A 20425-nucleotide genomic window follows, 5' to 3' on the forward strand; every position below is an offset into this window, starting at 1 on the left:
GATGCTCCAGGGTGTGGCGGGTCTTGTTCTTCAGGTCGTCGTCTGGGCGGTGACCGTGATGGCGATCTACGCCTTCGTCCACGCGGCCATGCAACGGACCGACGCATACACGGCGGCCGACAAGCTCACCAAGCCGGTCTGGCTGGTCATCCTTGGCGTCGCGATCCTGCTATCAATTTTCCAGATCCCGGCGATCATGGGGCCGGTGATCGCGGCATGCGCCGCCGGTATCTATCTGGTCGATGTCCGGCCCAAGCTGCTCGACGTCCAGGGGAAGTCCCGCTGATCACGCGATCCCGCCTGGTCGCCGCGCTAGGCGTGGCCCCGGCCGCCGTGCTCCTGGCTGCCCCAGCGGCCGCCGACACCGCACCCGCACCGCCCTTCATCGACCACGTGATGTGGCAGCACTGGGGTGATCTGTCCAGCCTGCGCGTCTACCCCACGCCCGCAGGCCGGGAAGCCGGCGGACAGCTGTTCAAGCCGCCGTGGGAGATCGACGAGGCCTGGGGTGAGGTGCTGGCCCTGGCGCCGGACGCCAACACACCCGGTATGCGTGATCAGTTCGCCTGCCATTTCCGGTTCGCTGAGATCGCCGAACCGGGGAAGACCAGTTGGAACCTGGAACCGTGGCGACCTGTCGTCGACGACAACACCATGACCGCCACCGGGTGCAACCCCGGTGGCTCCGAGGAGCCGTTCTGATGGGCGCCCGGCGGGCAGGAGCGCAGCGACCCGGGGATACCTGGCGCAGGGCCGAGGTGGCCGCACTCGTCGACCACACCCTGCTCAAGCCCGAGGCAACCGAAGCCGACGTCGCCGTGCTGGTCGCCGAGGCCGCCGAACTGGGCGTCGTCGCGGTGTGTGTGTCGCCGTCGATGGTGTCGGCCGCGCACAAGAGCGCCACCGAGCGCCCCGAACGACTGCTGATCGCCACCGTCGCGGGCTTCCCGTCGGGCAAGCACCTTCCGACCATTAAGGCGCACGAGGCCGCGCTGGCCGTCGACGACGGCGCCGACGAGGTGGACATGGTGATCGACGTGGGTGCCGCGGTGGCGGGTGATCTGGCGGCGGTCGCCGCCGATATCGCCACCGTCCGCGCCGCGATCCCCGGCGCGGTGCTCAAGGTCATCGTCGAATCCTCGGCGCTACTGAGCCTGGCCGGTGAGCCCACGCTGGTGGCGGTCTGCCGGGCCGCCGAGGAGTCCGGCGCCGACTTCGTCAAGACGTCGACCGGCTTCCACCCGTCCGGCGGGGCGTCGGTGGCGGCCGTGGAATTGATGGCCGCGACCGTCGGCGGCCGGCTCGGCGTCAAGGCCAGCGGCGGTATCCGCACCACGCCCGACGCCCTGGCGATGCTTGCCGCCGGCGCCACCCGACTGGGCCTGTCCGGAACGCGGGCTGTGCTCGACGGGCTGGATTAGCCGGTCGCCGAGTCTGTGGCTACGGCATCGACTCTGCGTCCAGGGCCGTCATGAGGGCCGAAAACCCGCCCTCACCGCAGAATCGATGCGACTAGACGCCGGCGAAGCAGGGGTCCTGCTGGCCGTTGGGGATGGTCGCGTTGCGGGTGACGAACTTGGCGGTGACGCCGGTGTCGGTGACGGCGACGCTGTCGGCGTGGATACCCATCGGCAGGTTCTTGGTCAGCGCGGTGGTGAACGCATCGAGAGCCGGCTGGATGGTTTCCCGGGGCAGGCTGAAACCCAGCCCGGTCAGGCTGACCACCTGGAGGCTCAACCCGCCATCGGCGACCGCAGGCTTGGCCGTCACGGTGCCCAGACCGCCCTTGAGCTCGATCGTTCCGTCCGAGGGGGAGGTGTCCACCGAGGTCACCAAACCACCGAGGAGCGGGATGATGTCCGCCACGGTCTGCTTGATCCCATCGTTGGACCAGGTGATGGTGGCGTCCAGCGAGCCGAGGGTGCCCGCCGAGTCGGCCGTCTTGTTGATCTTGATGTCGTCGAGCAGCAGATCGAGCTTCATGCCCTTGGCTTCGCGGATCTGATTGCCGGCCGTTTCCACCCGGATGTCGCTGTAGCTCCCGGTCAGGTGCTGGAGCAGGAATGGGCGCATCCCGAACGAGACGGTCGCGGAGTCCTGGACCACGCACGACACCGCGTTGGCCACCACGGTGTCGGCCCGGTGCCGCACATAGAGCTCGGTTCCGATCAGTGCGGCCACCGCCAGAGCGATGACGGTGACGAGTACCAGCGCGATCGACAGCGGATCGCGAAGGAACCCAGACTTGGGCTCTTCGGGAGGCTCGACCGGCGGCGGGGCGCTCGGTGGTGTCTGCGGCGGGACGTACGGCGCCTGCTGCGGGATGTACTGGGTAGCGGGATCCACCGGTCCGGGGACCTGCGGAATGTGCTGGGTGGGCTGATCGGGACTGGCGACCGGCCACGCGGGGGCGGTCGGGTCGCCCGGCCCGACCGGCTGATTCGGGCCCTGTGGCGGATACGTCACCCGCGCGATTCTGCCTTATCAGTCTGAGCGAACTCTGAGCGGTTACGCAGCACACCGAGCGTCTCGCGGACTGTGGGCACGCTTGCGACGTCGATGTCGGCCACCACGAGTTCGGGGTCCGCACCCGCGGCCGCCAGCACTTCCCCGAACGGGGAGGCCACCAGGCTGCCGCCAACGCCGGTGGGCGCCTTGTTGGCGGCGGCCATCTCGTCGCCGGGATAACCCTGGCCCGCGGCGGCGATGAACGACGCCGAGTCCAGGGCACGGGCCCGGGTCAGCAGGGTCCACTGCTCGAGCTTGCCCGGTCCGGCGCCCCACGACGCGCTGACCGTGATCACCTGCGCGCCGCGGTCCGCGAGCTCCAGATAGAGGTTCGGGAAGCGCACGTCGTAGCACAGTGTCAGGCCGACACCGACGCCGTCGACGGTGATGACCACCGGTTGGCGGCCCGGGGCGACCGAGGCGGACTCGGCGAATCCGAACGCGTCGTAGAGATGGATCTTGTCGTAGTGGGCGTCGACTCCGCGTCCGGTGGCCAGCAGCGTGTTGGTGACGCGTCCGGCGTCGGCCGGGGTGAACATCCCGGCCACCACGGTGATCCCGGCTCGCTCGGCGATGCCGCGCACCGCATCGGCCCACGGGCCGTCCAGCGGCTCGGCGACCGGGGCCAGCGGCACCCCGAACCGGCTCATCGTGCCTTCGGGGAAGACCACCAGCTGCGCGCCGGCGTCGGCTGCCCGCCGGGTGTACTGGTCGACCAGGGTCAGGTTGGCGGTGGGGTCGGTGCCCGAGAGGATCTGGGCGAGGGCGATCCGCATGGGATCCAGCCTAGAGGGGTGCCACCGAAGACCACGGAACGGTGAGCACCGCATCACGGGCGTTGCGTCGCTGCGGTTCCATCTCGACACCCGCGTTGCGCAGTTCGGTGATCATGGCCCGCCACCGGTCGCGGGGCCCGAAGACCGAATGCCCCGCCGATGCGGCCCAGGCGCGGTCGGCCGCGCTGAGCAGATCATGGATCGGCTGGCCTGGAACATTATGGTGGATAAGGACTTTCGGCAGTCTCTCGGCCAGGTCGGACGGCCGGTCGATATGGCGCGGGTCGCAGGCCAGGGTGAGGCTGACCGGCCCGGCCCCGTCGAGCAGAACCCAGCAGCAGCGCCTGCCCAACTCGTCGCAGGTGCCGTCGAGGATCAACCCGCCCGGCGAGAGCCTCGCGCGCATCACGTCCCAGGCCTGCGCCACCGCCTCCTCGGGGTACTGGCGCAGCACGTTGAACGCGCGCACCAGGATTGGGTGCAGCCCGGCGAGTTCGAACCCGCCCACGCCGAACTCCACCCCGTCGACCGGCGGGACCACCCGCTGCGGATCGATCTCCAAACCCACCACCCGGATGTCGGGACGCAGCGCGCGCAGTCGCGCCGCCATCTCCAGGGTGGTCACCGGCAGCCGTCCGTACCCCAGATCGACCACCAGTGGGTCGGCGGCCGACTCCAGCGCCGAGCGCACCCGTGGCGAGTTCAGTATCCAGCGGTCGGCGCGGCGCAGTCGGTTGGCGTTGGTGGTGCCCCGGGTGGGAACACCGACCGGCCGGTCAGTTCTGGTAATGGCCGGCGATCCAGTCCCGGGTGAAATCACGTTCGTTGTCGAACAATCCGTGCAGACCGCCCAGCACCCACTCCTCGATCTTCCCGCCGATCAATGGCACCTTGACCGTGCAGACGCTGTTGAGTCGTAACTCGCTGCCGGTTGACGACTCGCACAGCACGTAGGTTCCGCCGAAGTCCATCGGCGCCGACGGCACCAGCGCCTTGTAGTGCCCGCGCGCCGAATTGGATGCGGCGTCGAACGGGTCGAAGTGTTGTTCGCGGGTGACCGTCAGGTTCAGCGGGACGACGGCGGCCGCGACCGACGGCAGATCCTTGCTGGACAGGGTGTGGGTGAACACGATGTCGGTGCCGCCCGCTCCGGAGGAGAAATGCGTGAGCGTCGATTCGTAGAGCCGGGCATGCTCGGCGACCAGATCTTCCCAGTACTCGCGGCTGGTGAAGCTCACGTAGAGGTCGGGCGCGGGCTTGTCGAGTGCGACCACGTAGTCCATACGGCGGGACATGACGTCACACTACCGGCGCGATCACCCGTTTTCGGTGATCCACCTGGTGGTGAAACGCTGTTCGGCGATCAACAGGTCCACCAGCTGGTTGCCGATGAAGTTTTCCACCTTGCCGCCGACCAACGGTATGCGTACCTCGACCGTGGCGCGAAAAGCCAAGTGCGCCCGCACATCTGCGGGAGTCAGCTGGGCGGCACCGGTCAGCGTGACCGGCGCGCCGGGGATCACCCCGTCCACCGACGCTTCGGCCCGGTCGCCGACCAGGCCGGTCCAGCTCTCGGTGCGCTTGATGTGCAGATCGCCGCGATGGAACTGCGTGACGATGCCCGGGAGGCGGTCGGCTCGCAGGATCTGGGTGGTGACGACGTCGACGCTGCCATCGGCACCGAGCCGCAAGGAGTCCAGGCTGGCGTCGTCGGCGCCGGAGTCGGCCAGTCGGGCCAGCCAATACTGTTCGTCGCGGAACGCCGCGTGAACCTGTTCGACGCTGCCTTCGTAGTCGGTGGCCATGTCGAATGAACGCGGCATAGCTGGTGAGGCTACCGTTACGGGGCGTGACACCCCAGGAGGATTACGGCGGCGCGGCGGTTGCCGAGCACGTGCCGTTGTCCTCGTTGACCACGCTGCGGGTCGGGCCGGTGGCCCGCCGGGTGATCACCTGCACCACCACCGATCAGATCGCGGCCGCGCTGCACCGCCTCGATCAGGGTCAGGACCCGGTCGTGGTGCTGGCAGGTGGCTCCAACGTGGTGATCGCCGACGACCTCACGGATCTGACCGTCGTGCTGCTGGCCAACCGCACCGTAGCGGTCGAGGGGGCGCTGCTGCGGGCCGAGGCGGGTGCGGTGTGGGACGACGTGGTTGCCACCTCCATCGAACGCGGCCTCGGGGGCCTGGAATGTCTGTCCGGCATCCCCGGCTCGGCCGGCGCCACCCCGGTGCAGAACGTCGGCGCCTACGGCGTCGAAGTGGCCGACAGCCTGACCAGGGTGCGTCTGTTGGACCGTCGCACCGGGCAGGTGCGCTGGGCCCAGGCCGGCGAATTGGAGTTCGGTTACCGGCACAGCGTGCTCAAGAATTCCTCGGACGCGGTGGTGCTGGAGGTCGAGTTCGCCCTGGATACCGTCGGCGTTTCGGCGCCCCTGCGTTACGCCGAACTGTGCACTGCGTGCAACGTCGAGCCAGGTCGGCGGGCCAAGCCTGCGGACGTGCGCCGAACGGTGCTCGAGCTTCGAGCCCGCAAGGGCATGGTGCTGGACCCGGCCGACCACGACACCTGGAGCGTGGGGTCGTTCTTCACCAACCCCGTCGTCCCCGCTGAGCGGTTCGAGGCACTGCAGGCTCGCCATGACGGGCCGGTGCCGCACTATCCCGCACCGGACGGCGTGAAGCTGGCTGCCGGCTGGCTGGTGGAGCAAGCCGGGTTCGGTAAGGGTTACCCGGGCCCGGAAGCGCGGTGCCGGCTGTCCACCAAACACGCACTGGCGCTGACCAATCGGGGCCACGCGACCACGAGCGACGTACTGGCGCTGGCCCGCACGGTCCGCGACGGCGTGCGCGACACCTTCGGCATCACCCTGACACCCGAACCGGTACTGGTCGGCTGCGCTCTCTAGACGGGTACGGCCAGCCGGACCTGCCGGACAACCCAGAGAATTAACCTCCGGGAATTCCGAAAATTAACCCAGGCGACGAAAAATGAGGAAAATAGTTCGGGGGTAAAGAGCTTCCGGAGTTGTTCGCTCATATGGGGGGATTCGAAATGGCCAGTGGAAATGTGTCGATCGCACCGCACGGGCGTACCCGGATGCTGGAGCTCAGGACGTGGCTGGGTGCCGGCGCACTGGCACTCGGCGTCGGTGCAGCCCTGGCCGGTGCGGGCGGAGTCGCTCAGGCGGACACCGGCCGCCATCAGTCGTCGAACTCCGCATCGGACAGCAAGCCGGATGCCGGGCCCGCCCGCACCACGTCCGTGGCCTCGGCCAAGCGAGTCAACGCACCGACCGCCGGGGTGACGGCCACCGCGGCCAGCGCTCGTAGCGCCAAGGTCAACGCGGTCCCGCTCAGCGCCGCCGCGGCGCTGTCCCAGTCGTCGGCCAAGGCTAGGCCCGCCACCGCGGTGACGGCCAATTCCATCGGCGGCCAGCTGTTCAACCAGACCATCAACACGCCGTTCGGACCGATTTCGCTGGTTGCCAACGTCAGCGCACCGGATCTCGGCCAGAGCGGCCCGCTGTCGCTGAACGTGAACGCCACCACCCCGATCGGTGACGCCACGCTCGCACTGGCCGGCACCACGACGTTCACGACCTCGCCGCTCAAGAGCACCAGCACCCTGACCGGCGGCACGTTCGCCGTTCCGGCTCCGGTGGCGTTCGTCGCCAGCGTCGCGGGCGCGGTGATCAACGCGGGCCTCACCGCCTACGACAGCCTGCACAGCGTCGTGACCGCACTGGGCAGCGGCAACATCCTCGGGGCGTTCGGTGCCTGGGCGCAGGCCGCGCCGCAGTTCACCAATGCCCTGCTGTTCGGTGCGGGCACCCTGGACCTGCCGCTGCAGAATGGCGGCAGCACCGGGCCCAGCGTCGTCGTCCACATCCCGGTCGGTGGGCTGTTCTCCTCGCTGCGTCCGGTATCGCTGACCTGGGGCGACTACAGCTACGTCGACCAGACGAGCGGCGCCGAGATCGGCATCGTGGGCGGCAGCATCGACTTCGCCGGAACCCAGCTCGGCGGGGCGGCACCGGCCTTCTTCAAGATCCTCGGCATCTGAGGAGTTGCCGGGGTGAGGCCATGGCCACACCCCGGCAGTTGGCAGGTTGACGGTGGCTTTCCGTATCTTGGATTGACGTGAGCCCAGCCGACCAACCGTTGCCGATCAACCGGCGACGGGCCCTGACCGCGCTGGTGCTCGGCGTTGCTGCGCCCGGTGCGCTGGCAGCCTGTTCGAACCTGCCCGGCACCAAGACCGCCGAGCAGGCCCCGCCACCCAAGCCCACGCTCACCTTCACTCCGGCCGACGCCGCCAAGGACGTCGTGCCGACTGCGCCGGTGAGCCTGCAGGTCAAGGACGGTTGGCTGCAGCGGGTGGCGCTGACGAACGCCGACGGGAAGCCGGTCGCGGGCACCCTCAACCGCGATCGCACGGCCTTCACCGTGACCGAGCCGCTGGGATTCGGTGCGGTCTACACCTGGACCGGCTCGGTGGTGGGCCGTGACGGCAAAGCCAGCCCGGTGGCCGCGTCGTTTGTCACCCTCAATCCCACCACGCAGGTCAACGGCCAATTCCAGCTGTCGGACGGCCAGACGGTGGGCGTAGCCGCGCCGATCATCATGCAGTTCGACGCCGCAATCGACAACGCCCACAAGCCCGACGTGGAACGCGCGATGACGGTCGTCACCGATCCGCCGACCGAGGGCAGCTGGGCCTGGCTGCCCGACGAGGCGAAAGGCTCCCGGTTGCACTGGCGCACCCGGGACTACTACCAGCCGGGTACCAAGGTGCACGTCGATGCGCGGCTCTACGGCGTGAAGTTCGGCGATGACGCTTACGGTGCCGCCGATTCCACGTTGGATTTCGACATCGGCCGCCGTCAGGTGGTCAAGGCCGACTCGACATCGCACCGCATCCAGGTGATCACCGACGCCGGGGTGATCATGGATTTCCCGTGTAGCTACGGCGAGGCCGACAAGCCGCGCAACGTCACCCGCAGCGGCATTCACGTGGTCAGCGAGAAATACGCCGACTTCTACATGACCAACCAGGCCGCCGGTTACAGCAACGTCCACGAACGCTGGGCGGTGCGAATCTCCAACAACGGCGAGTTCATCCACGCCAACCCGGCGTCCTCCGGGGCGCAGGGGAACACCAACGTCACCAACGGCTGCATCAACCTGTCCACCGCGGACGCCGAGCAGTACTTCAACACCGCGATCTACGGCGACCCGGTCGAGGTCACCGGCACCTCGATCCAGCTGTCCTACGCCGACGGCGACATCTGGGACTGGGCAGTGGACTGGGACGAATGGAAATCCATGTCGGCGCTCAGCGACACCAAACCGGTGTCGAGCATGCCCAGCACCGCGCCCGCGACCCCGACCGATGCGCCCACCCTGTCGGGCACCCCGACCACCACCACCCCGAGCCCGACCACCACGTCGAGCTCGTCGAGCCCGACGAGCAGCTCGGTCACGCCCGGCGGTTGAACCGGCGGGCGTTGGCCTGATCGCGGGGGCGGAGGACGATCTGGTCGAGGTTGACGTGGGACGGGCGGGAGGCCACGAAGCCGATGACCTCCGCGACGTCCTGGGCCACCATCGGCGTGATGCCGTTGTAGACCGCCTGCGCGCGGTCTTCGTCGCCACCGAAGCGCACCAGCGAGAACTCGGTCTCCACCGCCCCGGGCGCGATCTCGGTGAGCCGGACCGGCTGTCCGAGTAATTCGCCCCGAAGCGTGCGGTGCAGGGCGCCCTGGGCGTGTTTCGCGGAGGTGTACCCGCCGCCGCCGTCGTAGACCTCCAGCGCCGCAGTCGATGTCACCGTCACGATCAGGCCGTCACCGGACGCGATGAGCTTGGGCAGCAGGGCGCGGGTGACCCGCAATGTGCCGATGACGTTGGTCTCCCACATCCACCGCCAGTTCTCCAGGTCGGCGTCGGCGATCGGTTCGAGGCCCTTGGCACCACCGGCGTTGTTGACCAGCACGTCCACCCGGTTCAGGCCCGCGGCCAGCGCCTCCACCGCGGAGCCGTCTGTGACGTCGGCCACAACGGCTGTCCCACTGATCTCGTCGGCGAGTTGCTGGATGCGATCAGCGCGCCTGGCCACCGCGATCACGTGAAAGCCTTGTGCTGCAAGGGTTCTCGATGTCGCCTCCCCGATCCCGGAGCTGGCGCCGGTAACCACGGCAACGCGAGAATGGGCATCTGGAGTCGTCATCGCTCCAACTCTAGTAACTGTGCTACCTTTTCCCCGTGATCCGAATCGGTCTGACCAGCTGTCTGGTCGCGCACATCGCGTGTTGTTGTCACGCGACTCGCTGCGTCTGACCCGACCGGACATTCCTTTCGTCCCACTCGAAGTCGCCAGGCGTGGCACAGATCCCGCCCCAGACTCGAGAAGGACACCCGATGCGCACCACCACTCTTTCCTCCCATAGCCCGGCCCGCGGCGTCGCTGCATCCCGCCCGCATCCGCTGCGGACCCGGCACCATATCGTCGCCCCGTCGCTGCGGATCCCCGACGCGGCCACCGCGGCGGTATTCGCCGCCGTCCGTCAGCGCGGTGCCATCGCCCGCGACGTGATCGCCCAGGTCACCAAGCTGTCGATCGCCACGGTGAACCGCCAGGTCACCGCCTTGCTGGACGCCGGAATCCTGCGTGAGCGCGCCGACCTCGCGGTATCCGGCGCCATCGGCCGGCCCCGCGTGCCCGTCGAGGTCAACCACGAACCGTTCCTGACCCTCGGCATCCACATCGGTGCGCGCACCACCAGCATCGTGGCCACCGACCTGTTCGGACGCACCCTCGATGCGGTCGAGACCCCTACCCCGCGCGGTGGGCAGGCCCAGGCGCTGGCCTCGCTGGCCGGCAGCGCGCGTCGCTACCTGAGCCGGTGGCACCGTCGGCGTCCGCTGTGGGTCGGCGTCGCCATCGGTGGGGTGGTCGACAGCTTCACCGGACATGTCGACCACTCGCGGCTGGGCTGGACCCAGGCGCCGGTGGGTCCGGTACTGGCCGAGACGTTGGGCCTGCCGGTGTCGGTGGCTTCCCATGTCGATGCGATCGCCGGCGCCGAGTTGTTGCTCGGTATGCGCCGCGCACCGTCGCCGACGGCCAGCAGCCTCTACGTATATGCCCGTGAGACAGTCGGTTTCGCCCTTGTGATCGGTGGCCGGGTGCACAGCCCAGCCAGCGGTCCGGGCACCATCGCGGCGCTGCCGGTGCAGTCCGACGTCCTGGGTGGCACCGGTCAGCTGGAGTCCACCGTCAGCGACGAGGCGGTGCTGGCCGCGGCTCGCAAGCGTGGACTCATCCCGGCGTCGGGGCCCAGCGCGTCGATGGCGACGCTGCTGCGCACCGCCCGCCAGGGTGACGCGCCCGGCGCGGCCGAGTCCCGCGACCTGCTGGCCGAGCGGGCCAGGGTGCTCGGTGGGGCGGTGGCGCTGCTGCGCGACATGCTCAATCCCGACGACGTGATCGTCGGCGGCCAGGCCTTCACCGAGTACCCCGAGGGCATGCAGCACGTGGAAGCGGAGTTCGCGGCGCGTTCGGTGCTGCCGGCCCGCGACATCCGGGTCACCGCATTCGGCAACCGGGTGCAGGAGGCCGGTGCGGGCATCGTCTCGCTCGGCGGCCTGTACGCCGACCCGATCGGGGCGCTTCGCCGGTCCCAGAACCGTCGCCCCGACGTGTCGGCCTGAGATCCCCGAACCGGCTGCTGCGGCGGTGGGTGTAAAGATGGAGGCGTGCGGCACGCCCGGGATCTGAGCGACGGCTCGTCCGATGTGTTGCCCCGCCGCGTCGCCGTGGTATCGGTGCACACCTCGCCGCTGGCCCAGCCGGGCACCGGTGATGCCGGTGGCATGAACGTCTACGTGCTGCAGACCGCGCTGCACATGGCCCGCCGCGGCGTCGAGGTGGAGATCTTCACCAGGGCCACCTCCTCGGCCGATCCCACCGTGGTGCGAGTGGCTCCGGGGGTGCTGGTCCGCAACGTCGTCGCCGGACCGTTCGAGGGTCTCGACAAGTACGACCTGCCGACCCAGCTGTGCGCGTTCACCGCCGGTGTGCTGCGCGCGGAGGCGACCCACGAGCCGGGGCACTACGACATCGTGCATTCGCACTACTGGCTGTCCGGGCAGGTGGGCTGGCTGGCCAGGGACCGCTGGGCGGTGCCGTTGGTGCACACCAGCCACACCCTGGCCGCGGTGAAGAACGCCACCTTGGCCGAGGGTGACTCACCGGAGCCGCCGCTGCGAGCCGTCGGCGAGCAACAGGTGGTCGACGAGGCCGACCGGCTGATCGTCAACACCGAAGACGAAGCGCAGCAACTGGTTTCGCTGCACAATGCCGATCCGTCCCGGATCGACGTCGTGCATCCCGGAGTTGACCTGGAGACGTTCACGCCGGGGGACACGTTCGCGGCGCGGGCCGCGCTGGGGATGGCGGCCGAGGAGAAGGTAGTGGCCTTCGTCGGTCGTATCCAACCGCTCAAGGCGCCGGACGTCCTGTTGCGCGCCGCCGCACTGCTGCCCGATGTGCGGGTGTTGATCGCCGGCGGCCCGTCCGGAAGCGGCCTGGCCGCACCGGATGCGCTGGTGGCCCTTGCGGGTGAGCTGGGGATCAGTGACCGGGTGACATTCCTGCCCCCGCAGTCCCGGGAGAACTTGGTCAACGTCTATCGCGCCGCGGATCTCGTTGCGGTGCCGAGCTATTCGGAATCCTTCGGGCTGGTCGCCGTGGAGGCCCAATCGTGCGGCACCCCGGTGGTGGCGGCCGCGGTCGGTGGGTTGCCGGTCGCGGTGAACGACGGCGTCAGCGGCAGCCTGGTGCCCGGGCACCAGCCCGGCCAGTGGGCCGCCGCCATCGACGCGCTACTGCGGCGTGACCCTGCCCAGCTGAGTCTCGCCGCTGTGGAGCATGCTCGAAAGTTCTCCTGGGACAGCACTGTTGACGGACTGATGACCAGCTACGGCCGGGCGATCACCGACTACGCGAGCAGCCACCGGCACAGTGCCGCGCGCGATCTGCTGGCCCGGCGCAACGGTCGGCGCTGGACGATGCGCAGAGGGGTGCGGGCGTGAACCGGTCCGAGGTCCAGCAGATCATCGAGAAGACGCTGATCGACAACGACCTGGCCTACACCCGGTTCGAGGGTTCGCACGGCGGGCTGCCCGGGCTGATCGTCGAGTTGCCGGGGGAGCGCAAGCTCAAGACCAATACCTTGCTGAGCATCGGGGAACACTCGGTGCGTGTGGAGGCCTTCGTCTGCCGCCAGCCCGACGAGAACCACCAGGGCGTCTACCGCTTCCTGCTCAAGCGCAACCGCAGGCTCTACGGGGTGGCCTACACGCTGGACAACATCGGCGACATCTACCTGATCGGGCGCATCGCGCGGGAGGCGGTCAGCCCCGATGAGCTCGACCGGGTGCTCGGTCAGGTCCTCGAGGCCGTCGACACCGATTTCAACACCCTGCTGGAGCTGGGCTTCAAGTCCTCGATCCAGAAGGAATGGGCCTGGCGGGTGGCCCGGGGGGAGTCACTGAAGAATTTGCAGGCCTTCGAGCATCTGATCGACGACGACGAGGACGACTGATCGCTGCGCCCAGTGGCCAGTTGTGCCACGCCACGGGCCGCGATCTGTGACGTATCTGGCCACTCGGCCGAGCACCATGCGTGAGAGACTTCCCGACATGGCAACGGATTCTGCGGCGACCCTGATCCTGCTCCGCCACGGCGAGAGCGAATGGAATGCGCTCAACCTGTTCACCGGCTGGGTGGACGTCGACCTGACCGACAAGGGCCGCGCCGAGGCGGTCCGCGGTGGCAAGCTGCTCGCCGAGCAGGGCGTGCTGCCCGATGTGCTGTACACCTCGCTGCTGCGCCGCGCCATCACCACCGCTCATCTGGCGCTCGACGCCGCTGATCGGCTGTGGATCCCGGTGCACCGCAGCTGGCGCCTCAACGAGCGGCACTACGGCGCCCTGCAGGGCCTGGACAAGGCCGAGACCAAGAAGAAGTACGGCGACGAGCAGTTCATGACCTGGCGCCGCAGCTACGACACGCCGCCGCCGCCCATCGAGAAGGGCAGCAAGTACAGCCAGGACGCCGACCCGCGCTACGCCGACATCGGCGGCGGCCCATTGACCGAATGCCTGGCCGATGTGGTGGCACGGTTCGTGCCCTATTTCGAGGAGACCGTCGTCCCGGATCTGCGGGCCGGCAAGACGGTGCTGATGGTGGCGCACGGCAACTCGTTGCGGGCGCTGGTGAAGTACCTCGACGGCATGTCTGACGAGGACATTGTGGGGTTGAACATCCCCACCGGCATCCCGCTGCGCTACGACCTGGACGCGGATCTGAAGCCGCTGGTGGCCGGCGGAACCTACCTGGATCCCGAGGCCGCCGCGGCGGGCGCGGCGGCAGTGGCCAACCAGGGCGCCAAGTAATCCGGGCCGCTGTCGCCGGCGAACACCGGGTGAACGGCCGTGGAACTCATCGGCCAGTACGTGTGACGTAACCCGATTTGGCCGCACGCTGCTGGGATGACGTTCACCGAGTGCGTACGATTTTCGCGTGAGTGTTGTTTCGGTGGCACTATTGGTCACCGTCGCGGCGCTAGGTGCGCTCGCTCTTGGTCTCGGGGTCGGGGCCGGACTCACTCCGCGCATCCTCGAGCGCAGGCAGCGCCGCGCGATCACCGAAGCGGGCGTCACGGTCTCGCAGATGCTGCAGCACGTGGTGACGCTGGCCCCGATCGGTATCGTCGTCGTGGACCGGATGCGCGACGTGGTCTTCATCAACGACCGGGCGGTGGAGTTGGGCTTGGTGCGTGACCGGCTGCTCGACGAGCGGGCCTGGAAGGCTGCCCAGCACACGCTGGCCACCGGTGAGGATGTCGAGGTCGATCTGTCGCCCCCGCGGCGAGCCGCTGCCGGCCGCTCCGGACTGCAGGTGCGCGGACACGTGCGGCTGCTGACCGATCAGGACCCGCGCTTTGCGGTGGTCTACCTCGACGACCAGTCCGAGCAGGCCCGCATGGAGGCCAGCAGGCGGGACTTCGTGGCCAACGTGAGTCACGAGCTCAAGACCCCGGTCGCCGCGATGGGCGTGCTGGCGGAGGCCCTGCTGGAATCCAGCGAAGACCCGCAGACCGTGCACCGGTTCGGCGAGAAGATCCTCACCGAGTCGCAGCGGCTGGCCAGCATGGTCGGTGAACTCATCGAACTTTCCCGTCTGCAGGGTGCCGAACCACTGCCGCAACTCGAGGTCGTTGAGGTCGATAGCGTTGTCAGCGAAGCGATTTCGCGCCACAAGGTGGCCGCCGACAACGCCGACATCACGGTGACGACCGACGCACCGAGCGGCTTGCAGGTGCTCGGCGACCCGGCACTGCTGGCCACTGCGCTGGCCAATCTGATCTCCAATGCGATCGCCTACTCACCCGACGGATCGAAGGTGTCGATCTCCCGGCGCCGCCGCGGCAATAACGTCGAGATCGCCGTCACCGACCGCGGTATCGGCATCGCCCGCGCCGATCAGGAGCGCGTCTTCGAACGATTCTTCCGGGTCGACAAGGCCCGGTCGCGCGCCACCGGTGGCACCGGCCTGGGGCTGGCCATCGTCAAGCACGTGGCGGCCAACCACAACGGCGCCATCCGGCTGTGGAGCCAGCCCGGCACCGGTTCGACCTTCACCCTGTCCATACCCGCCTATTCCGACACCGACGACGAGTCCACCACCAGCGAGGCTCGCGACGAAGAGAAAGAAAATCAATGACCAATGTGCTGATCGTCGAGGACGAGGAGTCGCTCGCCGACCCGCTGGCCTTCCTGCTGCGCAAGGAGGGATTCGAGGCGACCGTCGTCGGTGACGGCCCCTCGGCACTGGCCGAATTCGACCGCTCCGGCGCCGACATCGTGCTGCTCGACCTCATGCTGCCGGGCATGACCGGGACCGACGTCTGTAAGCAGCTCCGTGCCCGCTCCAGCGTGCCGGTGATCATGGTGACCGCCCGCGACAGCGAGATCGACAAGGTCGTGGGCCTGGAACTCGGTGCCGACGACTACGTCACCAAGCCGTACTCCGCGCGCGAGTTGATCGCCCGGATCAGGGCGGTGCTGCGCCGCGGGACCGAGGCCGACGATTCCAGCCTCGGCGACGCCATCCTGGAGGCCGGCCCGGTGCGGATGGACGTCGAACGCCACGTCGTCACCGTCAACGGAGAGCCGATCACGTTGCCGCTCAAGGAATTCGATCTTCTCGAGTACTTGATGCGCAACAGCGGACGGGTGCTGACCCGCGGCCAGTTGATCGACCGGGTCTGGGGCGCGGACTACGTCGGCGACACCAAGACCCTCGACGTCCACGTCAAGCGGTTGCGCTCCAAGATCGAGGCCGACCCCGCCAACCCGGTGCACCTGGTCACAGTGCGCGGCCTGGGCTACAAGCTGGAAGGCTGAGCCCAGGGCCCGGGGGGCCAGCCTCAGTACGCGCCCTCGCTGTGCAGCACAGCGCGCAGGGTCTTGGCGATGATGACCAGGTCCTGCCACAGCGACCAGTTCTCGACGTAGGTCAGGTCCAGGCGGACGGCATCCTCGATCTGAAGGTTGGACCGGCCGCTGACCTGCCACAGGCCGGTCAGGCCGGGCTTGACGGCCAACCGACGGCGCACCAGGTCGTCATAGGAATCGACCTCGCGGCGCACCTGCGGCCGCGGGCCCACCACGCTCATCTCCCCGCGCAGAACGTTGAGGAACTGCGGCAGCTCGTCGATGCTGAACTTGCGCAGGAACCTGCCCACCGGCGTCACCCGCGGGTCGTCCTTGACCTTCCAGAACAGCGGGCTGCTCTCGGTAGCCGCGATCATCGCCGCCGCGCGGGTGTCCGAGCCGTCGAACATGCTGCGGAACTTGAACATCCGGAACGTCGTGCCGTTGAGGCCGATCCGCTCCGAAACGTAGAAGATCGGGCCCGGGCTCGACAGTTTCACCGCCGCTGCCGCAGCCAGGAACACCGGTGACATCAGCAGCAGCACCACTGAGCTGAAAGCGATATCGAAGGCGCGCTTGGCCTGCGAGTTGGCCCGGTTGTACTGGGGCTTGGTGACTTCCAGCATCGCCATCCCCGCCACCGGCCGGCTGCGCAGCCGCTGCTCGGCGACGTCGACCAGGCCGGGGGCCACGATCAGGTCGACTCCCAGCGAGTCCAGCTCCCAGATCAGCCGGCGGATCTCGGTTGGGCGCAGGTGCTCGGTGGCGGCCAGTGCGACGGTGCCGACTCCGGTGCGGCGGACGGCGTCGACGACGGCCTCGTCCATGCCGACGATCGGGATCGCGGTGCCGCCGACGGTGACCACTTCAGCGCCCTCGACCGGACCGTCCGGGGTGCAGATGCCGACCACCTGGTAGCCGGCTTCGGGATCCTTGTCGAAGGTGATGGCGATGTCGGCGGCCACCCGGGGGGTGCCGACCACCAGGACCGAGGTGAGGTCTTCACCGCGCACGCGCCGGCGCGAGGTCTTGCGGCGCCAGTAGCGCCTGTTGAACATCAGGCCGATCACCCCGAGCGGCAGCGCGATGGCCAGGTAGCCGCGGGACAGCTCGATGTGGGCAAGCATGGAGATGATGGCGATCAGCCCGAAGAGCTGGAAGGTGGCCAGCGCGATGATCGCGTATTCCTCGCTGCCGTGCCCGACAACGCGGGCCGATCGGCTGCCGACGAGGCTCAGGAACACCATCCAGAGCAGAGCAACCGCGGCTGAGACCGCGGTGTAGCCCACCAGGGGCGAGCCCGGCCAGGGGAACCCCAGGTCCGGCGGTTGTCCGGCGAAGCGCAGCTGTCCGGCTGCGACGGCGAAGCAAATGATCAGGCAATCGCTGAGCAACAGCTTGCGGGCATAGGATCTGTGCCAGATCTCACGATCTGAGCGAATAATCCCCGATGTGAGCGGCAGTGAATCGTCGCCGAAATCGTGCACAGATTTGTAGCTACGGCGAACCTTGGCTGGCAGCAAAACCCGCTTGCTATTGGGAGAACTGACGATTTCGGAGGTCAAAGCTAACAACCAAGTCTCTTAGAGGGCCAACTGCATCTTCCCCCCAGTTGATGCGCTAGCTAAGAAGACTAGGGGTGCACGGGTAAACCGGCAACCAGCCTGATTGTGATGTATGTCACAAAGAAAATTTTCGCTAAATAAAAGTCAGCAAATTCACAGCGAAATCGAACCGGGATGCGGATCCGGCCGATCGTGCTGGTGGGGCTACTGTGCCGCGCGGGTCGCAGGATGCATTGCGATGAGCGGGAAACCGCTGCGTCGTTTGCACATCGCAGCCAGTTCGGCGTAGGCCTTCTCGCCCAGCAACTCCGTCAGTTCGGGGGCGTAGGACTGCCAGACCTGCTTGGTGCCGACATGTGCAGCGGGGTCTCCGGTGCAATACCAGTGCAGGTCAGCGCCGCCCTCGCCCCAGCCCCGGCGGTCGTACTCGGTGATCGTGCTCTTGAGGATCTCGCTGCCGTCGGGCCTGGTCACCCATTCCTGAACGCGGCGGATCGGCAGCTGCCAGCAGACCTCGGGCTTCATCGTCAGCGGTTCGACGCCGAGTTTGAGCGCCTTGGTGTGCAGCGAGCAGCCGATGCCGGCACTGAATCCCGGCCGGTTGAGGAAGATGCAGGCGCCCTTGTACTTGCGGGTGCGCAGACTGGGCTTGTCGTCGTACTCGTCCATCTCCAGGTAGCCCTTGCGGCCCAGGCCCTTGTCGCGGAACTGCCAGTCCTCGTCGGTGAGCTGCTTGACGGCGTCGTCGAGCCGGGCCCGATCGTCGTCGTCGGACAGGAACGCCCCATGTGAGCAGCAGCCGTCGTCGGGCCGTCCTTCGACGGTGCCCTTGCAGGCGGGGGTGCCGAACACGCAGGTCCAGTGGGACAGCAGCCAGGTCAGATCGGCCGCGATCAGGTGTTCGGGATTGTCCGGGTCGTAGAACTCCACCCATTCGCGGGGGAAGTCCAGTTCAACCTCGCCAGGGTGCCCATGCGTCACAGTGGTAACGGTAGACGAAAACGCTGCGCCCCGAATCTCGGGCGGCCCGGTACAGATAAGTTGTTCTACGTGCGACTCGGCGTGCTCGACGTAGGCAGCAATACGGTTCATCTGTTGGTGGTCGACGCCCATCGTGGCGGCCACCCCACCCCGATGAGTTCGACCAAGGCGGCTTTGCGTCTGGCCGAGGCGATCGACGACTCCGGAAAGCTCACCCGCCGCGGTGCCGACAAGCTGGTCGATACCGTCGACGAGTTCGCCAAGATCGCTGCCAGTTCTGGATGTGCGGACCTGATGGCGTTCGCCACCTCGGCGGTGCGCGACGCCAAGAACTCCGAGGAGGTGCTGGCCCGGGTGCTCGCCGAGACCGGGGTGAACTTGCAGGTGCTCTCCGGTGCCAACGAGTCGCGGCTGACCTTCCTGGCCGTGCGGCGCTGGTACGGCTGGAGTGCTGGCCGGATCATCAACCTCGACATCGGCGGTGGCTCGCTGGAGTTGTCCAACGGCGTTGACGAGGCCCCCGAGGTCGCGATGTCCCTGCCGCTGGGCGCCGGTCGACTGACCCGTGAATGGCTGCCCGACGATCCGCCCGGCCGCCGCCGGGTGGCCATGCTGCGCGATTGGCTGGACAACGAACTGGCCGCCTCCGCCGCGGCGGTGCTGGCCGCCGGCGAGCCCGACCTCGCGGTGGCGACCTCCAAGACGTTCCGTTCGCTCGCGCGGCTCACCGGTGCCGCGCCGTCGGGAGCCGGGCCCCGGGTCAAGCGCACGCTCACGGCCAACGGTCTGAGGCAACTCATATCTTTCATCTCTAGGATGACCACGGCTGACCGGGCCGAGTTGGAAGGAGTCAGCGCCGAGCGGGCGCCGCAGATCGTGGCGGGTGCTCTGGTGGCGGAGGCGAGTATGCGAGCACTCTCATTGGAGTACGTCGACATCTGCCCGTGGGCTCTGCGCGAGGGCATCATCCTGCGCCGACTCGACAGTGAAGCCGATGGAACTGCCCTGGTGGAAACGTCCGTAGGGGATGCTGGAAGCACGAATTCTGATCGGCCGACTCCTGCCCGATCGAGAGGCACACGATGACTACTGATGAAACGCCGAGCCGGCCCATCTCGGTAGCCGAGCTGCTGGCCAAGAACGGCACGATCGGCTCCCCGCCGGTCAGCGGCCGTCGCCGTCGCCGCCGCGGTAACAGCGATGCGGTGACCGTCGCCGAGCTCACCGGCGAGATTCCCATCATCCGCACCGGTGCGATCCCCATCGTCCGCGAGGACGAGACCGACGACGCGGTCAACGACGTGGTCACCGACGACGCCGCCGACACCGCCCAGGAACCGGCCGTCGAGGTGCCTGAGACGACGGCGGGCACCGCCACCAACGGCTCGGCGCCGGCGCCCGATACCGGGCCGGTGACTGCCGAGGCACCGCGGCCGTTCGCCGTACCCCCGCAGCGCTCCGAGGCGCCGACGCCGCGGCGGGAACGCGGCCCCGAACGCAGCCATGATCCGCGTCCGCTGCGTAGGCCGTCCGCGCCGGCGGCCGAGACCGACTCCGATGCCGAGCAGATGGCGTTCGACCCGGTCGACGAGGCGGCGCTGGCGGTCACCGCCGAGGAACACGAGGACGGCGCCGCCGAACTGCAGTCCTATCTGCGGTCGTCCGGCGGAACCCTGTTCGGCGGACAGACCGTGGCCGACGACCTGGCCCGTCGCGGCGTGGCTCAGGACGAGGACCAGGACGCTGACCGCGGTGCTGCCGCGGTAGCCACCGAAGACGCGGTATACGACGAGGACACCGAGCCGCGCGAGGGCAAGCTCGCCGCGTTGTGGCGGGCGTTGATAGCGGTGGGCCAGTCGTTTCTCGCGGTGGCGTTCGGCGCCGGGCTGTTCATCGCGTTCGACCAGCTGTGGCGGTGGAACAACATCGTCGCGCTGGTGCTGTCGGTGTTGGTCATCCTCGGTCTGGTGGCGGCCGTGCGGCTGGTCCGAAAGACCGAGGATTTCGCCAGCACACTGATCGCGGTCGCGGTCGGTGCGCTGGTCACGTTCGGGCCGCTGGCCCTGTTGTCGTCGACCTGATTCGG

Annotated in this window: 22 protein-coding genes; 14 read left to right on the forward strand and 8 right to left on the reverse strand. The window is 68.3% G+C overall.

Features of this window, described 5'->3' with window-relative positions; genetic code table 11:
* Nucleotide 1: 1 nt before the first annotated feature.
* Genes G6N35_RS23250 through deoC form a run of 3 tightly spaced genes read left to right on the forward strand, consistent with a single transcriptional unit; the run spans nt 2 to nt 1421 of the window.
* Entirely contained in the window at nt 2–286 is a 285-nt protein-coding gene (locus G6N35_RS23250; RefSeq protein ID WP_179967491.1) for a DUF2516 family protein, read from the forward strand.
* Between the two features lie 32 nt (nt 287–318).
* A complete protein-coding gene (locus G6N35_RS23255; RefSeq protein WP_246224483.1) occupies nt 319–702 on the forward strand; it encodes a DUF2599 domain-containing protein in 384 nt (127 codons plus the stop codon).
* A complete protein-coding gene (gene deoC / locus G6N35_RS23260; protein ID WP_163806485.1) occupies nt 702–1421 on the forward strand; it encodes a deoxyribose-phosphate aldolase in 720 nt (239 codons plus the stop codon). Before G6N35_RS23255 ends, deoC begins: the two co-directional genes overlap by 1 nt.
* A 91-nt stretch (nt 1422–1512) precedes the next feature.
* On the opposite strand, the gene G6N35_RS23265 is transcribed toward deoC, so the two are convergent.
* The 5 genes from G6N35_RS23265 to G6N35_RS23285 are packed head-to-tail and all read right to left on the reverse strand — an operon-like array spanning nt 1513 to nt 5107.
* Nucleotides 1513–2466 (reverse strand): LmeA family phospholipid-binding protein, encoded by a 954-nt coding sequence (locus G6N35_RS23265; protein WP_246224484.1) that lies wholly within the window; start codon nt 2464–2466, stop codon nt 1513–1515.
* Nucleotides 2463–3284, reverse strand: a complete 822-nt coding sequence (locus tag G6N35_RS23270; RefSeq protein ID WP_163806487.1) for a carbon-nitrogen hydrolase family protein — start codon at nt 3282–3284, stop codon at nt 2463–2465. Before G6N35_RS23270 ends, G6N35_RS23265 begins: the two co-directional genes overlap by 4 nt.
* A gap of 10 nt (nt 3285–3294) precedes the next feature.
* Complete coding sequence (locus G6N35_RS23275; protein ID WP_407664636.1) at nt 3295–4101, reverse strand: class I SAM-dependent methyltransferase; 807 nt, start codon at nt 4099–4101, stop codon at nt 3295–3297.
* Nucleotides 4061–4579, reverse strand: a complete 519-nt coding sequence (locus G6N35_RS23280; protein ID WP_163806489.1) for a DUF2505 domain-containing protein — start codon at nt 4577–4579, stop codon at nt 4061–4063. The genes G6N35_RS23275 and G6N35_RS23280 overlap by 41 nt, the downstream gene beginning before the upstream one ends.
* Nucleotides 4580–4600: 21 nt before the next feature.
* Nucleotides 4601–5107: a DUF2505 domain-containing protein gene (locus G6N35_RS23285; protein ID WP_163806491.1), complete on the reverse strand. Its 507-nt coding sequence runs from the start codon at nt 5105–5107 to the stop codon at nt 4601–4603.
* A 26-nt stretch (nt 5108–5133) separates the two neighbouring features.
* Between G6N35_RS23285 and G6N35_RS23290 the strand changes: the two genes are divergently transcribed.
* The 3 genes from G6N35_RS23290 (at nt 5134) to G6N35_RS23300 (ending at nt 8785) form a co-directional block, all read left to right on the forward strand.
* Nucleotides 5134–6195 (forward strand): UDP-N-acetylmuramate dehydrogenase, encoded by a 1062-nt coding sequence (locus G6N35_RS23290; RefSeq protein WP_163806493.1) that lies wholly within the window; start codon nt 5134–5136, stop codon nt 6193–6195.
* Between the two features lie 146 nt (nt 6196–6341).
* Nucleotides 6342–7352 carry a hypothetical protein gene (locus G6N35_RS23295; RefSeq protein ID WP_163806495.1) on the forward strand — a complete coding sequence of 337 codons (1011 nt, stop codon included), beginning with the start codon at nt 6342–6344 and terminating at the stop codon, nt 7350–7352.
* A 77-nt stretch (nt 7353–7429) separates the two neighbouring features.
* Nucleotides 7430–8785, forward strand: coding sequence for a L,D-transpeptidase (locus tag G6N35_RS23300; protein WP_163806498.1), 1356 nt, complete (start codon nt 7430–7432; stop codon nt 8783–8785).
* Here the strand turns inward: G6N35_RS23300 and G6N35_RS23305 are convergent.
* Nucleotides 8769–9518 carry an SDR family NAD(P)-dependent oxidoreductase gene (locus tag G6N35_RS23305; protein ID WP_163806500.1) on the reverse strand — a complete coding sequence of 250 codons (750 nt, stop codon included), beginning with the start codon at nt 9516–9518 and terminating at the stop codon, nt 8769–8771. The genes G6N35_RS23300 and G6N35_RS23305 overlap by 17 nt on opposite strands.
* A gap of 191 nt (nt 9519–9709) precedes the next feature.
* On the opposite strand from G6N35_RS23305, the gene G6N35_RS23310 reads away from it, so the two are divergent.
* The 6 genes from G6N35_RS23310 (at nt 9710) to G6N35_RS23335 (ending at nt 15763) form a co-directional block, all read left to right on the forward strand.
* Complete coding sequence (locus tag G6N35_RS23310) at nt 9710–11002, forward strand: ROK family protein (protein WP_163806502.1); 1293 nt, start codon at nt 9710–9712, stop codon at nt 11000–11002.
* A 45-nt stretch (nt 11003–11047) separates the two neighbouring features.
* A complete protein-coding gene (gene mshA, locus G6N35_RS23315) occupies nt 11048–12385 on the forward strand; it encodes a D-inositol-3-phosphate glycosyltransferase (RefSeq protein ID WP_407664577.1) in 1338 nt (445 codons plus the stop codon).
* Complete coding sequence (locus tag G6N35_RS23320; RefSeq protein WP_163806504.1) at nt 12382–12897, forward strand: type III secretion system chaperone family protein; 516 nt, start codon at nt 12382–12384, stop codon at nt 12895–12897. Before mshA ends, G6N35_RS23320 begins: the two co-directional genes overlap by 4 nt.
* Before the next feature lie 97 nt (nt 12898–12994).
* Nucleotides 12995–13750 (forward strand): phosphoglyceromutase, encoded by a 756-nt coding sequence (locus tag G6N35_RS23325; RefSeq protein WP_163806506.1) that lies wholly within the window; start codon nt 12995–12997, stop codon nt 13748–13750.
* Nucleotides 13751–13877: 127 nt separating this feature from the next.
* Nucleotides 13878–15080, forward strand: coding sequence for a sensor histidine kinase (locus G6N35_RS23330; RefSeq protein ID WP_163806508.1), 1203 nt, complete (start codon nt 13878–13880; stop codon nt 15078–15080).
* Entirely contained in the window at nt 15077–15763 is a 687-nt protein-coding gene (locus G6N35_RS23335; protein ID WP_163806510.1) for a winged helix-turn-helix domain-containing protein, read from the forward strand. Before G6N35_RS23330 ends, G6N35_RS23335 begins: the two co-directional genes overlap by 4 nt.
* Before the next feature lie 23 nt (nt 15764–15786).
* Here G6N35_RS23335 and G6N35_RS23340 read toward each other — a convergent pair whose 3' ends face one another.
* On the reverse strand, nt 15787–17280 hold the full coding sequence (locus G6N35_RS23340) for a sugar transferase (RefSeq protein ID WP_246224485.1): 1494 nt from the start codon (nt 17278–17280) through the stop codon (nt 15787–15789).
* Between the two features lie 282 nt (nt 17281–17562).
* Entirely contained in the window at nt 17563–18339 is a 777-nt protein-coding gene (locus G6N35_RS23345; protein ID WP_163806515.1) for a DUF3109 family protein, read from the reverse strand.
* Between the two features lie 69 nt (nt 18340–18408).
* Between G6N35_RS23345 and G6N35_RS23350 the strand changes: the two genes are divergently transcribed.
* Both G6N35_RS23350 and G6N35_RS23355 read left to right on the forward strand, forming a co-directional pair.
* Nucleotides 18409–19425 (forward strand): Ppx/GppA family phosphatase, encoded by a 1017-nt coding sequence (locus G6N35_RS23350; protein ID WP_163806517.1) that lies wholly within the window; start codon nt 18409–18411, stop codon nt 19423–19425.
* A complete protein-coding gene (locus G6N35_RS23355; protein ID WP_163806519.1) occupies nt 19422–20420 on the forward strand; it encodes an Rv0497 family membrane protein in 999 nt (332 codons plus the stop codon). The genes G6N35_RS23350 and G6N35_RS23355 overlap by 4 nt, the downstream gene beginning before the upstream one ends.
* Nucleotides 20421–20425 lie beyond the last annotated feature (5 nt).

The organism is Mycolicibacterium anyangense (assembly GCF_010731855.1).
GTDB classification, from domain to species: Bacteria; Actinomycetota; Actinomycetes; order Mycobacteriales; family Mycobacteriaceae; genus Mycobacterium; species Mycobacterium anyangense.

Coding starts and splice junctions, on each gene's coding strand:
- G6N35_RS23325 (WP_163806506.1), top strand. CDS start 12,995: ATGGCAACGGATTCTGCGGCGACCCTGATCCTGCTCCGCCACGGCGAG.
- G6N35_RS23305 (WP_163806500.1), bottom strand. CDS start 9,518: ATGACGACTCCAGATGCCCATTCTCGCGTTGCCGTGGTTACCGGCGCC.
- G6N35_RS23310 (WP_163806502.1), top strand. CDS start 9,710: ATGCGCACCACCACTCTTTCCTCCCATAGCCCGGCCCGCGGCGTCGCT.
- G6N35_RS23285 (WP_163806491.1), bottom strand. CDS start 5,107: ATGCCGCGTTCATTCGACATGGCCACCGACTACGAAGGCAGCGTCGAA.
- G6N35_RS23335 (WP_163806510.1), top strand. CDS start 15,077: ATGACCAATGTGCTGATCGTCGAGGACGAGGAGTCGCTCGCCGACCCG.
- G6N35_RS23295 (WP_163806495.1), top strand. CDS start 6,342: ATGGCCAGTGGAAATGTGTCGATCGCACCGCACGGGCGTACCCGGATG.
- G6N35_RS23250 (WP_179967491.1), top strand. CDS start 2: ATGCTCCAGGGTGTGGCGGGTCTTGTTCTTCAGGTCGTCGTCTGGGCG.
- G6N35_RS23355 (WP_163806519.1), top strand. CDS start 19,422: ATGACTACTGATGAAACGCCGAGCCGGCCCATCTCGGTAGCCGAGCTG.
- deoC (WP_163806485.1), top strand. CDS start 702: ATGGGCGCCCGGCGGGCAGGAGCGCAGCGACCCGGGGATACCTGGCGC.
- G6N35_RS23270 (WP_163806487.1), bottom strand. CDS start 3,284: ATGCGGATCGCCCTCGCCCAGATCCTCTCGGGCACCGACCCCACCGCC.
- G6N35_RS23280 (WP_163806489.1), bottom strand. CDS start 4,579: ATGTCCCGCCGTATGGACTACGTGGTCGCACTCGACAAGCCCGCGCCC.